This window comes from Caenispirillum salinarum AK4, from assembly GCF_000315795.1.
Classification (GTDB): Bacteria; Pseudomonadota; Alphaproteobacteria; order Rhodospirillales; family Rhodospirillaceae; genus Caenispirillum; species Caenispirillum salinarum.
This window is the reverse complement of the sequence record NZ_ANHY01000006.1, coordinates 37,057-51,599: the sequence shown is the minus strand read 5'-3', so window position 1 is coordinate 51,599 and position 14,543 is coordinate 37,057. Positions and strand designations below refer to the sequence as shown.

Below are 14,543 nucleotides of genomic sequence, written 5' to 3'. Positions count from 1 at the left end.
CCCGGCCTCAGCGCCCCGTGCTCGAGTGGCCGGGGAACTGCGAGGTCATTTCCTGGATCCACTGCAGGAAATCGGCATTGCCGTCGTCGATGGAAATGGAGACGACGCAAGGGCAGTCGTAGGAATGGACCTCCTTCACCCGCGCGATGACGTCGTCGACCATGCCCTGGCGGGTCTTGGCGATGAAGGCGACCTCGTCGTCCTCCTGCACGGCGTCGTCCCACCAGTACAGGGACGTCATGCCGCCCAGGATGTTGACGCAGGCGGCCAGCCGTTCCTCCACCAGAACCCGGCCGACCTTCTTGGCCTCCTCGGTGGAACCGGCGGTCATATAGATGAGTACGGGCCTCGACATGGACTCCTCTCCCTCCTGCCCATAGACTCCGGCGCGATGCCCGGCTTGAGGGGGACGCACGCCGATGGGGTCTGGGAAAATGGTGAGTGATCAGGGTGTTAAGGTCAACGCTTCAGCCAATGAAGACGCTCCGACTCCGGTCGCCTTGACAGCGGCGCAGCATCGCTGGCTGGCGCGCGGCCTGGCGCAGCCGGGCGGCAAGCTTCCGTTGTTCGACCGCAACGGACGCAAGGTCAACGCCGCCATGATCCGCCGATGCATCGACAAAGGCCTGGCCGAGCCGTGGTTCGCCAACCCGCTCAAGCCCGACTGGCTGGTCTGCAAGCTGACCCCGCTCGGCCGCGCATCGGTCCGCGCCGCCGGAACCCCGCCCGAAGCCGCGCCGGACGACTTCTACGACAGGTAAAGCCGCAGCAGGTCCACGGCCTCTGCCACCCCCGTCGGTTGGGCCGGCACCGGTCGCGGCGCCTGCAACACCGCCTGTAGTTTTTCGGCGAAGGCACCGGTCCGGAAGGCGTCATCGTAGATCTCCTCCACCGCCACATGGCGGGCGGCCCACCCCATCATGTGCGGCGTTTCCGGCCAGTCGTTGCGGGAGCGGTACAGAAGGGGCGTGCCGGCGCAGGCACATTCCGTGACCGTTCCGTACCCCGGCTTGGTCACGACGGCGTCGACGGATGCCACGAGTTCGGGAAACGTGAACGGAAGATGGTCGCCCTGCACCATGTCGGGATGCCCGGCGCAGGTGTCCGGCCCGCGGTGGATCAACCGCCATCCGGGGAACCGCGGCCACGCCTCTACGGGCAGGGGCCCGCCGACGCCGCCCATGGTGATCAGCGCCAGCCGAGTCCCCTCCGCGACGCCCAGAGCCGCCTCGAGCGCCGCCCGTCGCGGCGCCGCGCGGGCGCAGATCGGACCCACGGCGCGCGCCGGAATGCCTTTCGCCATGGGCACGAAGGGCGTGGTGGCAAGAAACAGGTCGCAGGCGGAATAGATCGCCTCAAGCCGCTCTTGGATGCTGCGGCCGCCGGGCATGTCGCCGCAGTAGGTGCCGAAGATCTGCCCCCAGTGGAACGGGGCCAGCCCGACGGTCGGAATGCCCAGCCGTCGCGCCGCCTCCACCGGAACGAAGCCGACATTGGAGACCACCAGGTCCGGCGCGAAGGCCCGCTGGCGGTCCATCTCCTCGGCGACGACGGCCTCGAACCGCTGGAACAGGTCCTGGTAGCGGACCAGGCTGGCCTCGGGATCGACCGTGTTGGGGTCGCTGTTGACCATGCCCGGGTCGGCGATGGCCCTGTCGTGCAGTTCGGGCCGCACGGGCAGCCGAGCCCGCACCCACGGCTCGGGCGGTCCTCCGGCCACTCCCAGGCGCAGACCGGGAACAGCTTCGGCCAGCGCCGAAAGGACTTGCACGGTGATGGCCCCATGGCCGTACCCGTGGGGCGTGATGGCGGCGTAAAGGGCGGGCATGGCGGGCTCCGGAGGGGCTGACGGCGGGTGGGTCCGTTCTACCCCCGGCACGGCCGGCCGGACCAATGAAAAAAGGGCGCCCCGGCGGGACGCCCTTCTCCATCGTCTTTGCCCGCTGCCGGGCCATCGGTCAGCCGCGCAGCCGGCTCCGCACCGTCACGGCGAGGAAGGCCAGGATGCCGGCGGCGGCGACAGCAGTCAGCATGTCGCCCCACCACAGGCCATAGTCGGCGGCAGCCACCCGCCCGCCCAGGAAGGCGACGAAGGCGGACGCCCCAAGGGCGGACACCGCCGTCGGCGCCACCAGGCGCGCGATGGCGAAAACACCGGCCCACACGGCCGCGAGCAGAAGCAGCAGTACCATCATCAGCACACCCATTTCATCCCAAGGCACCAACGACGACGAAGGGCGCCCTGTGCGGACGCCCTTCGGGTCGAGTGCGAAAACACTCAGCTGTCGTCGAAACGTGGTCGGAGCGGCGGGATTCGAACCCACGACCCCTTGACCCCCAGTCAAGTGCGCTACCAGGCTGCGCTACGCTCCGGGACCAAGTCTCGCTTCAGGGAGCCCCCTGAAGAGGCGCGCACTATAGCGGCACCCCTGCCGCTTGGCAACGCCTTGTTTGAAGAAATTTAGGGGGCTTCGCCGTTTCGCGAAACCCCCTGTGTTTCAATACCTTCAGGCCGCTTCCTGACGCCGCAGTTCAGCCTGCAGCTCATCCCGCAGGCCGACCAGCTCAGCCAGTGCCGCCTCCAGCTCGCGGCGGTCTTCGGCGCTGAGCGGCGGACGCCCCGGCGCCACCTCCGGCTCGGGCGCGGGACCGGCCTCGGCAGCCGGGGCCGGGTGTTCGCCCTCGGGCTCCGGCGCCGCCGCGAACGGCAGACGCGGGGACCGGTCGTCGGCCTGCGTGGCACTGTCGGGCGCCTGCTCCTCCTTCGGCGCCTCGCCGGCCTGCTGCCGGGCCTCGGCGGCGGCCTCCACCTTCTCAAGCGTCGCCGGCAGGGGCTGCTCGTCGGCCATGAGCGCCTTGACGCCCTTTTCCCGCAACAGCTTCTGCACGCCCTTGATGGTCAGGCCGTCATCGTAGAGCAGCGCCCGAATGCGGCGCAGCAGGACCACGTCCTCGGGCCGGTAGTAGCGCCGGCCGCCGCCGCGCTTCATGGGACGGATCTGGGTGAACTTGGTTTCCCAGAACCGCAGGACATGCTGCGGAACGTCCAGGTCGGAAGCCACCTCGCTGATGGTGCGAAAGGCGGATTCGGACTTCGCCCCGTTGCGGCGCGCGTCCGTCGACTCGGTCATCTAATCGGTCCTTCTCGTGACGCGCCGGCGCCGGCTCCGTCGCCCAGTCAGTGATGCTGGCCGGAACCGTTCTTGGCGCTGTCGTTGATCTGGCTTTTCAGAAGCTGCGACGGCCGGAAGACCAGGACCTTGCGCGGCAGGATGGGAACCTCCTCGCCGGTCTTGGGGTTGCGGCCGATGCGCTCGCCCTTCTGGCGGACGGAAAAGCTGCCGAAGGACGAAATCTTCACGGCCTCGCCCTCCGACAGGGCGGTCGAGATCTCGTCGAGCACCATCTCCAGAAGCTCGGCGGATTCGTTCCGCGACAGGCCCACTTCCTCGTAGACGCGTTCGCTCAACTGCGCGCGGGTAATGGTTCTTCCGGACATGGCTTCGCCCCACTTCCCTGTGTCTCCCCTAAACGGAAGCACGCTTTGGGAAATGCGTCAATATCAACATCTTGCGGGTTGATCTTTATCCACCCGGAAGGCGGAGAAAAAGGGGTGGATGTTACCGAAAAAGGGGCGGAAACCATGTGGTTCCGCCCCTTTGTCTTACATCCGAACCAGCGCCGAGCCCCAGGTGAAGCCGCCGCCCATGGCCTCCAGCAGGACCAGGTGGCCGGGCCGGATTCGCCCGTCCTTCACCGCCTCGTCGAAGGCCAGCGGGATGGAGGCGGCCGAGGTGTTGGCGTGGTGGTCGACGGTGACCACGACCCGGTCGGGGTCCATGCGCAGCTTGCGCGCCGTGCCGTCGATGATGCGCTTGTTGGCCTGGTGGGGAACCAACCAGTCGATGTCGTGGGCCTCGATGCCGTTGGCCTCGATGGCCTCCTGCACCACCTGCGCCAGATTGACGACGGCGTGGCGGAAGACCTCCTTGCCGGTCATGCGGAGGTGGCCGACGGTCTGCGTAGACGACGGGCCGCCGTCGACGTACAGCAGGTCATGCTGCGTGCCGTCGCAGTGCAGGTGGGTGGACAGGATGCCACGGTCGGTGTTGGCGCCCTCGCCTTCCTCCGCCCGCAGGACCACCGCGCCGGCACCGTCGCCGAACAGCACGCAGGTCCCGCGGTCGTTCCAGTCCAGGATGCGGCTGAAGGTTTCCGCGCCGATGACCAGCGCACACTTCGCCTGGCCCGCCTTGATGAAATTGTCGGCGGTGGTCAGGGCGTAGACGAAACCCGAGCACACCGCCTGGATGTCGAAGGCCGGCGAGCCCAGACACCCAAGGCGCGCCTGCACCTTGCTGGCGGTGGCGGGAAAGGTGTTGTCGGGCGTCGCGGTCGCCAGGACGATCAGGTCCACGTCCTTGGCATCGATCCCGGCATGCGCCAGGGCCGCGCGGGCGGCATGAGTCGCCAGGTCCGCCGTCGTCTCGCCATCGGCGGCGATGTGTCGCGAACGGATGCCGGTGCGCTCGACGATCCACGCGTCGGTGGTGTCGACCTTTTGCGCCAGTTCCTCGTTCGTGACGACCCTCTGCGGCAGATAGGAGCCGCAGCCGGCGATGACGGAGCGAATGATCATGCTTATCCCGAAGCGGCTGAGGGAGAGGATGACTCCGCCGGACCCGACAGGGTCGGCGACTGCGCCAGATGCGCGCACTCCTCGCGGATGCGTTCGTTGAGGCGGTTCTTGATCAGATCCACGGCCACGCCGATGGCGTTGGCGAAGCCCAGCGCGTCGGTGCCGCCGTGACTCTTGACGCAGATGCCGTTGAGCCCGATCAGCATGGCGCCGTTGTAGCGCCGCGGATCGGTCCGCTGTCGCACCTTCGCCAGCGCCCCCTTGGCAAGCAGATAGCCGATCTGCGCCAGGACGGAACTGCCGAAGGCATCCTTGAGGAACTTGGTGTACAGCTTGGCGGTGCCCTCGGCCGTCTTCAGCGCGACGTTGCCGGTAAACCCGTCGGTCACCACCACGTCCACGGTGCCCGCCCCGATGTCGTCGCCTTCCACGAAGCCGTGGAAGCGCATGTTCAACGGGTGGTCCCGCAGGATCTGATGAGCCTCGCGCAGCGCATCGGTCCCCTTCAGGTCCTCGGACCCGATGTTCAGGAGGCCGATGGACGGCTGCACATGCCCCAGCAGACACCGCGAGAACACCTCGCCCATGATGGCGAACTCGACCAGGTTGTTGGCCTGGACCTCGGTGTTGGCACCCAGGTCCAACATCACGCTCTCGCCCCGGATGGTGGGGATGAGGGTCGCGATGGCCGGCCGGTCGATCCCCGGCAGGGTCCGCAGGGCGAGCTTGGCCATGGCCATCAGGGCCCCGGTGTTGCCGGCCGAGACGACACCTGCCGCCTCGCCGTCCTTCACCGCCTTGATGGCAAGGCCCATGCTCGACTGACGACCGGTGCGCACCGCCTGCGAGGGTTTTTCCTCGTTGGAGATGACGCGGTCGGTATGCCGGATGGACACCCGGTCGCGCATGTCCTGCGGTACGAGGGGCGCAATGCGGCCCTCGTCGCCGAACAGGACATACTCGACATCCGGGTAGCGCTTCCGCGCGATTTTCATGCCCTCGACCACCATATGAGGGGCGTGATCGCCCCCCATGGCATCCAGGGACAAGGTGAGCCGCTCGCTCACTGGCCTAGCACCTTCCGTGGCTCTACCAAATGCCTCGATTGGCGCCTCAGGCCTCCGCGCCCGCGACGACCTCGCGACCGTCGTAGTGGCCGCAGGCAGTGCAAACGTGGTGCGGACGAACCTGCTCGCCGCAGTTCGAGCACTCGTTCACGTTGGCGGCGCTCAGCGCGTGGTGGCTGCGGCGCATGTCACGGCGGGACTGGGACGTCTTCTTCTTGGGAACGGCCATTTTCTGTCAACTCCAGCTTGGGGCCACGGGAAAGCCTGCCTATTTAGCGGAAAAGCGTTCGCCGGGCAAGCCGTGGGCACGAATGTTTCAACGCAATTTGTCCTTCAGGCCCTGAAGGGCCGCGAAGGGGGTGTTCGGCAGGGCGTCGGGGCCGTCCTTCTCGATCCCTTCCGGGACCTCGACGGCCGCATCGGCCTTGCGCGGGAACGGGTCGAGCGCCAGCGACAGGTGCTCGGCCACGATTTCACCGACATCGACCACCCCGCCAGGCCCGAAGGGCTCCGGCGGATCGGCGGCCTCGGCATCCAGGTGAATCTCCTGGCCGGGTTTGTAGTCGGCTTCCGGCCCGAAGAGCATCTCGAAGTCTTCCTCGACCCGCGCCGGCAGCGGCTCCAGCGTCACCACGCAGGTCTGCACCACATCGGCGCGGAACCGTCCGGCGAGGCGCACCATGGGACCACCGGCGACAAGTTTCAAATGAATTTCCGCCTCAAGCGCGTCGATCGCCTCGAGTTCGAAGCGCTCGGCCAGGGCGGCGCGCTCCTCGGGCTTGGCCGACAGCGTCTCGACCAACCCTTCGGGCGGGATGCGGTCGGGATGGACGGGACGCGAAAATTCCGGGGTGGGCTCGCCGGTGGTCATGCAGGAATCTCGTAGGTCTGGGTGGTCGGGCTCATCACGCCGCGGCACCCTCGCGCGGCGGGAACGGCCCGGTGTCTGCGGTCAGGGCGTCCATCGGCGCGTCGGCCAGGGCGGCGGCCGTCTGCTCCATATAGGCCGCAAGGCGCTCCACCGCATCGTCCGACGGAGTGCTGTTGCGATAGATATTGTCGCGCAGCGCCTGGCACAGGCCGTCATGCCCGGCAATGAAGCCTTCCTCGTAGAGTTGGGTGCGGCCGTAGAAGGCTTTCGCCATGCCCTTGACGTGCTTGCCCACCGACAAATCGCCCACGCCCATCTCGCGCAAGGACCGGTCCATGTCCTTGAACATGACGTCGAACACCGCCTGGGAGAGTAACTCGCCTTCCTCGCCCAGAGCCGCCAGGCGGCGGAACAGCAGATGCGCGTGGATGACGATCATGTCGAAGCGGCCGTCGACGGTGTCGGGCACCTCGCAGGCGTCATAGAACCACGGGTCGCGCGACCGGTTGACCAGTCGCACGTACAGGTCCTCGGCACGGCGGCGGCGGCGGCGGGTCGTGGCGGAGAAGCGGTCGAAGATCATGCGGGCGGCTCGGGTTCGGCAAAGACGGGACTTGCGGACGGATGATCGGCAGCGATGCCACGGCCCGGGCGGGACACACCGTATTCCGGTCGGTCGCCGTTCTGTGTTACATGCTGCAATCAGGACTACGACGCAAGGCCGCGGGCGGATGCTTATCGCAGAACCGCCGCGGCGACAAGCTTCTGGATGACCGAGCCTGGATGACCCGCCGATGACCAGCCGCCCCCGCCTCCCCCTCCGTGCCGCCGGCCGCGTGGCGACCGCCGTGGTGCTTGCCGCGGGCCTCGCCGCCTGCGCCGCCGACGTGAACCCGCGCGGCAACGAACCGGCCGCCGAAGTGCTGTCGCAGATCGAGCCCGGCACCCACACGCAGGCGCAAGTGCGTTCCATGCTCGGATCGCCGTCCACCACGTCCACGTTCGGCGACGAAACCTGGTACTACATCAGCGCCAAGACCACCCAGTGGGCCTATCGCTCCACGCAGGAACTGGACCGGCAGGTGGTCGCCATCTCGTTTGCGCCCAACGGCGTGGTGAAGGACATCCAGACCATGGACAAGTCCGCCGGCCGCGAGGTGGACATCGTCGACCGCGAAACCCCGACGCCGGGCAAGGACGAAACGATCCTGCAGCAGATGCTGGGCAACCTGGGCCGCTTCAAGAAGGAGTAGCCCGCAGGCCGCCACCGCGGCCGCCGGCACAAGACAGGAAAGGCCCCGGGAACGCCTGCCCCCGGGGCCTTTCTCTGTCCAGCGTCGGCACGGCCTAGAGCCCGGCGACGACGGCCAGCAGCAGGATGGCGACGATGTTGGTGATCTTGATCATGGGGTTGACGGCCGGGCCGGCGGTGTCCTTGTAGGGGTCGCCGACGGTGTCGCCCGTCACCGCGGCCTTGTGGGCTTCGGACCCCTTGCCGCCGTGGTTGCCGTCCTCGATGTACTTCTTGGCATTGTCCCAGGCGCCGCCGCCGCTGGTCATGGAGATGGCGACGAACAGGCCCGTGACGATGGTGCCCAGAAGCATGGCCCCGAGCGCCGTGAAGGCCTCCCCCTGGCCGGCGAACGCCCAGACCAGCAGATACAACGCGATGGGCGACAGCACCGGCAACATGGACGGCACCACCATTTCCTTGATGGCGGCCTTGGTCAGCATGTCGACGCAGCGGCCGTATTCCGGCTTGCCCGTCCCGTCCATGATGCCCGGAACCTCGCGGAACTGACGGCGCACCTCGTTCACCACCGAGGCCGCCGCGCGGCCCACCGCCTGCATGCCCAGCGCGCCGAACAGGTAGGGCATGAGGCCGCCGATGAACAGGCCGATCACCACGTAGGGGTTGGACAGGCCGAAGTTCACGGGGATGTCGGGGAAGTAGTGTTTCAGGTCCTCCACATAGGCGGCGAACAGCACCAGCGCCGCCAGACCGGCGGAGCCGATGGCGTAGCCCTTGGTGACGGCCTTGGTGGTGTTGCCGACCGCATCCAGCGCGTCGGTGATCTTGCGCACGTCCTCCGGCAGGTCGGCCATCTCGGCGATGCCGCCGGCGTTGTCGGTGACCGGCCCGTAGGCGTCCAGCGCCACCACCATGCCCGCCAGCGCCAGCATGGTCGTCGCCGCCACGCCGATGCCGTAGAGGCCCGCAAGGCCATAGGCCAGGATGATGCCGATGCTGATGACGATCACCGGCAGGGCCGTCGCCTCCATGGAGACCGCGAGGCCCTGGATGACGTTGGTCCCGTGCCCCGTCTCCGACGCCCGCGCGACGCTGCGCACGGGCTTGTATTCGGTGCCCGTGTAGTACTCGGTGATCCAGACGATCAGGCCGGTCACCACCAGCCCGACCACCGCGCAGCCGATGAGGTCGAGGTCGGAGACGAACCGCCCGTTGGTGTCCTCGATGGGGCCGGAGACGCCGAACAGGAAGCCCGTCGCCAGCACGATCAGCACCAGCGACATGAGGGCGCAGGCGATGAAGCCCTTGTACAGCGCCTTCATGATGTTGGCGTCACCATCCTTCAGCTTGACGAAGTAGGTGCCAAACACCGACCCCACGATGCACACCCCGCCGATCAGCAGCGGATAGACCATGGCCGCCATCTGCGCCTCGCCGACGAAGAAGATGGAGCCGAGCAGCATTGTGGCGACCACCGTCACGGCATAGGTCTCGAACAGGTCGGCGGCCATGCCGGCGCAGTCGCCGACGTTGTCGCCCACGTTGTCGGCGATGACGGCGGGGTTGCGCGGGTCGTCCTCGGGGATGCCGGCCTCGACCTTGCCCACCAGGTCGGCGCCCACATCGGCGCCCTTGGTGAAGATGCCGCCGCCAAGGCGTGCGAAGATGGAGATCAGCGAGGCGCCGAAGGACAGCGCCACCAGGGCCTCGATCACGCCGCGCACCTCAAGCCCGGCCCACAGCAGGATGCCGAAGTAGAGCGCGACGCCGAGAAGCCCGAGGCCCACCACCAGCATGCCGGTCACGGCGCCCGACTTGAAGGCCACGCCCAGCGCGTCGTTCAGGCCGCCGGAACGGGCGGCCTCGGTCGTGCGGACGTTGGCGCGCACGCTGACCAACATGCCGACGAAGCCCGCGACGCCCGAGAGGATCGCCCCCAGGAAGTAGCCGACGGCCACATGGAAGCCGAGCCGCAGGCCCAGCAGGATGCCGATGATGACACCGACGATGGCGATGGTGCGGTACTGGCGGTTGAGGTAGGCCTGTGCGCCTTCCTGCACCGCCGTGGCGATCTCCGTCATGCGCTCGGTGCCGGTGGGCAGCGCGATGATGGCGCGGATGGAATAGCCGCCGTAGGCGACGGCGAGAATGCCGCAAAGAATGACAAAAACAATGACGCCGGCCATATGGATGCCTCCCCGTTTCGCGATGGGCGAAAACGATGGCCCGCTCCGGCCGGCGGGCGCGTTGCGTCGGTTGAGCGAATCACCCCACCGACCGCGCGGGACTTCGAAAGCCTGCCAGAGCCTCCAAACACTTGCAATGAAGGAATAATTTTCGCCATACGTTCGTATGGGCCATACTTGGGGCAGCAAAACTGACCGGTGACGCGCTGCCGCATTACGACTTGCGGATTACTTCGCGCCGATTTCGCGGGTGCCCGGCGGAACAGCGGCAGCGGCCCTGCCCCAGCGGTGTCAGGCCACCATGCCCGCAATGCCGTCCCAGGTCAGCTTGGCGCCCGTCAACGCGAGAAAGAGGTAGACGGCGCGATAAAACAGGTCCTCCCGCACCCGGTCGTGCGCCCACACCCCCAGCCAGATTCCCAGCGGCGCCAGCGGCATGAGCACCAGCGCCGTGCCCAGGTTCCCCGTGTTCAACTGGCCAAGCCAGGCGTAGGGCACCAGCTTCACGTAGTTGACGGCGGTGAAGAAAATCACCGTCGTGGCCTGGTAAACGGTCTTGTCCAGCTTGAGCGGCAGAAGGTAGACGTTCAGCGGCGGTCCGCCGGCGTGAGCGACGAAGCTGGTGAAGCCCGCCACCGCGCCCCAGAACCCGCCCTTGGCGACGTTGTGCCCGGCGGCCGGCGGGTCGTGGCGGCGCAGCCGCTTCCAGGCCCAGTTGGCCGTGAAGCCCAGCGCAACCGCCCCGATGATCAGGCGGATGGCGTCCGCGCTGAGCAGGTGGAAGGTGGCGGTGCCAAGCGCGATGCCCACCATCGCGGCGGCGATGAGCAGCCGCATGGCGCGGTGGTCCCACCGGCGGCGATAGGTCCAGACGTTGACGACATCCATGACGCAGAGAATCGGCAGCATGATCGCCGCCGCCTGCACCGGACTGATCGTCAGCGCCATGAGCGGCACCGCCAGCACCCCCAGCCCGCCGCCGAATCCACCCTTGGAGACGCCGGCAACCAGCACCGCCGGAACGGCGGCAGCATAGAACCAGGGGTCGGTGATCACGGCGGCGCAGGCTCCGGTCGACGGTTGCGGCAGATCGTCCCGCCATAGCGGCGCATGGCCGGCGGCTCAAGGGCCGCTTGGCCGCCGGCGCGTCAGGCCGGCTCGAGCACGTCTTCCGCCGGTCGGGTCGTGCCGGCGCCACCCTCGGCGGCACGCAGGGTGAAGTGGACGGTGGTGCCGTCTCCCGGCTCGGACTCGAGCCAGATGCGCCCGCCGTGGCGTTCCACGATCTTCTTGCATATGGCCAAGCCGACGCCCGTGCCGGAATACTCGTCGCGGCCGTGCAGGCGCTGGAAGATCATGAACACGCGGTCGAAATGCTTGGGGTCGATGCCGATTCCGTTGTCCGCCACACTGAAGCGCCAGATGCCGGCCTCCTGCGGTGCGGCAGAAACGCTGACGCACGGCGCGACGCCTGCCTTGTGGTATTTCAGCGCGTTGCCGATCAGGTTCTGGAACAGCCGCACAAGCTGCCCCTCGTCGGCCATGACGCGCGGCAGCGGCCCCACCGAGACCTCGGCCGCGGCCTCGGCGACAGCGATGCTCAGATTGTCGAGCGCGGCCTGGGCGGCCTTGGCGGCATCGCGCGGCTCCAGCGGCTTGCCCTGGGTGCCCACGCGGGAATACTGCAGCAGATCGTTGATCAGCCCCTGCATGCGGTGCGCCCCGTCCACCGCGAAACCGATGTATTCCTTCGCGTCCTCCGGCAGCACCCCGCCGTGGCGTTTCTCCAGCAGGCCCATGTAGCTGGAGACCATGCGCAGCGGCTCCTGCAGGTCGTGGCTTGCGACGTAGGCGAACTGCTGAAGCTCGGCGTTGGAGCGTTCCAGGTCGCCCAGCAGTTCCTCCAGCCGGCGGTCGGCCTCGCGCCGCTCGGTGATGTCCTCCACCAGCCAGATCGTGCCCCCGCGGGTGCTGTGGTGTTCCAGCGTCGCGCCGTTGGTGCGGCACCAGAACAGAGAGCCGTCCTTGCGCCGCATGCGGTGCTCGCCCGTATAGCGCCCGCTCGTCTCCAGTGCCGCACGCACGGCGGCCAGGAAACGGTCATGGCCGGCGGTGTCGGGGAACATGTCCGCCGCCGAGCGCTGCGTCAGTTCAGTGGCGCTGTAGCCGAACAACTCGCTGAAGACGCGGTTGGCGCGCACAAAGCGGTCCCCGCGCAGGAAGGCGATTCCCTCGCCGGCCGAGTTGAACATCGCATCCTGTTCGTCCAGCGCCCGCCGCAGGCGCTCCTCCAGGCGCTTGCGCTCGGAGATGTCGCGATAGAACCAGACGCGCCGCGCCGGCTCGTCCTCCGTGGGCGGCACCACGCGCGAGAAAGCCTCGAACACCCGCCCGTCGGCCATGGTGATCTCGTCCCAGGTCGCTGTTCCGACGGCGCCGTCGGCGTCTCCGGGCAGCTGGTCGGAGTCGCTGTCGGGATCGACGGCCGCCGAGGTCAGCGCCCGCATGCGGGCCTCGAACGCCGCCGGCGCCTCCACGGCAGACCGCATACTGAACAGCAGCGCCTCGCCGTCGCCGCCGGACAGCAGGTCGGGCGCCAGGTTCCACATTTCGGCGAAGCGGCGGTTGAAGCCGGCGATGCGCCAAGCGCCGTCCAGGATCACCACACCGTCGGGCGTGGTCTCCAGGTGGGTCGCGAGCAGCCGGTGGCGGTAGGCCAGTTCGCGCTCCGCCCGGACCCGTTCCGTGATGTCCTCGGCCATCAGGATCACTTCGTCGACCGTGCCCGAGGCGTCGCGAACGGGATAGAGGAAGGCCCGCACCCACTGCGCGGCGACGCCGCCGCCGGCCTCCAGCAGGACTGCGGGAACCTCCACCGACTCGCCGGCGCCCGCCCGGCCCAGCAGGTCCACGAAGCCGTGGGCCGCGAACTGGGGATCGTCGAGCAGGTTCGACGGTGCCGCCGCGGCACCACGCAGGGCCCGCCATGCGGCATTTGCGCGGCGGATCACGCCGTCGGGCCGCAGGACGAGGGTAGCCCAGGGACTCTGCTCGAACAGCGAGCGGAAGCGGATTTCGGAATCCCGCAGCGCCCGTTCGGCCTCGCGCCGCTGGGTGATGTCGTGAACGATGGAATACAGCAGCCGCCGCCCCTGCACCACAATCGGGCCGGAGCACACCTCCACGTCCCGCACGGCGCCCGAGGCGGTGCGGTGGCGGAAAACGAATTCGGTGCGGCTTTCCTCCTCGGCGCGGCGCATTTCCTCCGCCACCTCGGCGGGCGAGAGGGTGTTGATGTCGCCGATGGCCATGCGAGTGAGCTGCGCGGCCGGCCAGCCGTAGAACCGCTCGGCAGCGGCATTGGCCTCGACGATGCGGCCGTCGCTGGGGTCGATGACCAGTTCCACGGCCTTGTTCCCGGCGAACAGCATGCGGTAGCGCTCTTCGCTTTCCTTGAGCGCTTCGGTCATTTGCGCGGCCAGTTTCTCGGCCCGCATGCGGCGCGTCACCAGAAGCCACGTGGCGAGCGTCATGACCAGCGTGAAGGCAAGGCCCGCGGCCAGCTCCACCCGTCCGTGCATGGCGAGGCGCCCCGCCGTCAACGTCTCGCCCTGGGCCACCGCCAGGCGCCACACCCGCCCGCCGACGACGACGGCAGACGACTGGTGCAACGCCGCATCGTCTGCTGTGTCCTCCGCCGCCAGCAGGCCGAGGGCCTCGGGGGACCCGGCTTTGTAGAACGGTGCGGCACCGGCCGTCGCATCGCTGACGGCGACGGCATAGCCGTCCAGCCCCGTGCGGCCGAACACGCTGTCCAGCAGAAGGGTCGACGACAGCCCCAGGGCGACCACGCCGCGATAGGTGCCGGAGTTCGGATCGCGGACCGGCGCGACCATCACCATGTCGGCCGCCACGGGAGCCCCCGCTCTCCGAAGCGGCCCCTCGAACCGGCCGCTCAGCACAAGCTCGTCCGATGCCCGCGCTTCGCGTATGGCCTGAAGCACCGCCGGCGCCCCGAACACGGGACGGCCGAGCAGCGACGACAGCCGCTGCTTCGGCGCGGCCAGGGCCACCACATAGGCGTCACCATCGCGGGCGGCGCCCTTCTCCAGCCGATAGAAGGCCAGGCCGACGACGCCGTTGGCGCCGCTGCCCAAATCCAGCCGCCGCGCGAACGACTCCCAGGCCTCCCCGTCAAGGACGTCGAGGCCCTCGACGAATCCCTGGGCGGCGCGGACCGTGGTTTCCAGGTGATGTATCCGCTCCATCAGGCCGCGCTCGATGCGGCGGGCGCCGCGCTCGAACTCAAGGTTGACGACCCGGGCGCCGGTGATCGCGTCATAGCGCCAGGCAACAACGGTCAGGACGAGGCAGAACACCGCCACGCCCACCACCGCCAAACGCTGCCACATGCGCCCAATCATGATCGCCCGTCTTTTCCGTCGGCCCGCCTCCGCTTCTGGGGCGAACGCCACGATCAAGCGTATCAGACTGCGCTCGTTTTAGGTATATGCTGACGGAACGTCCC

General features: G+C 68.3%; 15 protein-coding genes and 1 tRNA gene. 2 read left to right on the top strand and 14 right to left on the bottom strand.

Going from position 1 to position 14,543, the window contains the following annotated elements; genetic code table 11:
• Positions 1-7: 7 nt before the first annotated feature.
• On the bottom strand, positions 8-355 hold the full coding sequence (gene cutA / locus C882_RS06615; RefSeq protein ID WP_043644072.1) for a divalent-cation tolerance protein CutA: 348 nt from the start codon (positions 353-355) through the stop codon (positions 8-10).
• Between the two features lie 145 nt (positions 356-500).
• On the opposite strand from cutA, the gene C882_RS06610 reads away from it, so the two are divergent.
• Complete coding sequence (locus C882_RS06610; RefSeq protein ID WP_009539801.1) at positions 501-761, top strand: hypothetical protein; 261 nt, start codon at positions 501-503, stop codon at positions 759-761.
• Here C882_RS06610 and C882_RS06605 read toward each other — a convergent pair.
• The 10 genes from C882_RS06605 to C882_RS06560 form a co-directional block, all read right to left on the bottom strand.
• Positions 749-1,828, bottom strand: coding sequence for a hypothetical protein (locus C882_RS06605; protein WP_009539800.1), 1,080 nt, complete (start codon positions 1,826-1,828; stop codon positions 749-751). The genes C882_RS06610 and C882_RS06605 overlap by 13 nt on opposite strands.
• A 130-nt stretch (positions 1,829-1,958) precedes the next feature.
• Positions 1,959-2,201 (bottom strand): hypothetical protein, encoded by a 243-nt coding sequence (locus tag C882_RS06600; RefSeq protein WP_009539799.1) that lies wholly within the window; start codon positions 2,199-2,201, stop codon positions 1,959-1,961.
• A gap of 95 nt (positions 2,202-2,296) precedes the next feature.
• A tRNA-Pro gene (locus C882_RS06595) sits at positions 2,297-2,373 on the bottom strand.
• Positions 2,374-2,507: 134 nt separating this feature from the next.
• On the bottom strand, positions 2,508-3,131 hold the full coding sequence (locus C882_RS23905) for a MerR family transcriptional regulator (RefSeq protein WP_009539798.1): 624 nt from the start codon (positions 3,129-3,131) through the stop codon (positions 2,508-2,510).
• Between the two features lie 47 nt (positions 3,132-3,178).
• Positions 3,179-3,499, bottom strand: a complete 321-nt coding sequence (locus C882_RS06585) for an integration host factor subunit alpha (RefSeq protein WP_009539797.1) — start codon at positions 3,497-3,499, stop codon at positions 3,179-3,181.
• A gap of 165 nt (positions 3,500-3,664) precedes the next feature.
• Positions 3,665-4,636, bottom strand: coding sequence for a beta-ketoacyl-ACP synthase III (locus tag C882_RS06580; RefSeq protein WP_201448349.1), 972 nt, complete (start codon positions 4,634-4,636; stop codon positions 3,665-3,667).
• A 5-nt stretch (positions 4,637-4,641) separates the two neighbouring features.
• Positions 4,642-5,706, bottom strand: coding sequence for a phosphate acyltransferase PlsX (plsX, locus tag C882_RS06575; RefSeq protein WP_043644067.1), 1,065 nt, complete (start codon positions 5,704-5,706; stop codon positions 4,642-4,644).
• 46 nt (positions 5,707-5,752) lie between these two features.
• Positions 5,753-5,935 carry a 50S ribosomal protein L32 gene (rpmF, locus tag C882_RS06570; protein WP_009539794.1) on the bottom strand — a complete coding sequence of 61 codons (183 nt, stop codon included), beginning with the start codon at positions 5,933-5,935 and terminating at the stop codon, positions 5,753-5,755.
• 87 nt (positions 5,936-6,022) lie between these two features.
• On the bottom strand, positions 6,023-6,577 hold the full coding sequence (locus C882_RS06565; protein WP_009539793.1) for a YceD family protein: 555 nt from the start codon (positions 6,575-6,577) through the stop codon (positions 6,023-6,025).
• 34 nt (positions 6,578-6,611) lie between these two features.
• Positions 6,612-7,160, bottom strand: a complete 549-nt coding sequence (locus C882_RS06560) for a ubiquinol-cytochrome C chaperone family protein (protein ID WP_009539792.1) — start codon at positions 7,158-7,160, stop codon at positions 6,612-6,614.
• 211 nt (positions 7,161-7,371) lie between these two features.
• Here C882_RS06560 and C882_RS06555 point away from each other — a divergent pair, with 211 nt between their 5' ends.
• Positions 7,372-7,830, top strand: a complete 459-nt coding sequence (locus C882_RS06555; RefSeq protein WP_009539791.1) for an outer membrane protein assembly factor BamE — start codon at positions 7,372-7,374, stop codon at positions 7,828-7,830.
• A gap of 94 nt (positions 7,831-7,924) precedes the next feature.
• Here the strand turns inward: C882_RS06555 and C882_RS06550 are convergent, their stop codons facing one another.
• The 3 genes from C882_RS06550 to C882_RS23005 all read right to left on the bottom strand — a co-directional run bounded on the left by C882_RS06550 (position 7,925) and on the right by C882_RS23005 (position 14,439).
• Complete coding sequence (locus C882_RS06550) at positions 7,925-10,015, bottom strand: sodium-translocating pyrophosphatase (RefSeq protein ID WP_009539790.1); 2,091 nt, start codon at positions 10,013-10,015, stop codon at positions 7,925-7,927.
• Positions 10,016-10,306: 291 nt separating this feature from the next.
• A complete protein-coding gene (locus C882_RS06545; RefSeq protein WP_009539788.1) occupies positions 10,307-11,071 on the bottom strand; it encodes a sulfite exporter TauE/SafE family protein in 765 nt (254 codons plus the stop codon).
• Between the two features lie 92 nt (positions 11,072-11,163).
• Positions 11,164-14,439 (bottom strand): PAS domain S-box protein, encoded by a 3,276-nt coding sequence (locus C882_RS23005; RefSeq protein WP_009539787.1) that lies wholly within the window; start codon positions 14,437-14,439, stop codon positions 11,164-11,166.
• Positions 14,440-14,543: the final 104 nt, after the last annotated feature.

Coding starts and splice junctions, on each gene's coding strand:
- C882_RS06605 (WP_009539800.1), bottom strand. CDS start 1,828: ATGCCCGCCCTTTACGCCGCCATCACGCCCCACGGGTACGGCCATGGG.
- rpmF (WP_009539794.1), bottom strand. CDS start 5,935: ATGGCCGTTCCCAAGAAGAAGACGTCCCAGTCCCGCCGTGACATGCGC.
- C882_RS06565 (WP_009539793.1), bottom strand. CDS start 6,577: ATGACCACCGGCGAGCCCACCCCGGAATTTTCGCGTCCCGTCCATCCC.
- C882_RS23905 (WP_009539798.1), bottom strand. CDS start 3,131: ATGACCGAGTCGACGGACGCGCGCCGCAACGGGGCGAAGTCCGAATCC.
- C882_RS06555 (WP_009539791.1), top strand. CDS start 7,372: ATGACCAGCCGCCCCCGCCTCCCCCTCCGTGCCGCCGGCCGCGTGGCG.
- C882_RS23005 (WP_009539787.1), bottom strand. CDS start 14,439: ATGATTGGGCGCATGTGGCAGCGTTTGGCGGTGGTGGGCGTGGCGGTG.
- C882_RS06560 (WP_009539792.1), bottom strand. CDS start 7,160: ATGATCTTCGACCGCTTCTCCGCCACGACCCGCCGCCGCCGCCGCCGT.
- C882_RS06585 (WP_009539797.1), bottom strand. CDS start 3,499: ATGTCCGGAAGAACCATTACCCGCGCGCAGTTGAGCGAACGCGTCTAC.
- cutA (WP_043644072.1), bottom strand. CDS start 355: ATGTCGAGGCCCGTACTCATCTATATGACCGCCGGTTCCACCGAGGAG.
- C882_RS06550 (WP_009539790.1), bottom strand. CDS start 10,015: ATGGCCGGCGTCATTGTTTTTGTCATTCTTTGCGGCATTCTCGCCGTC.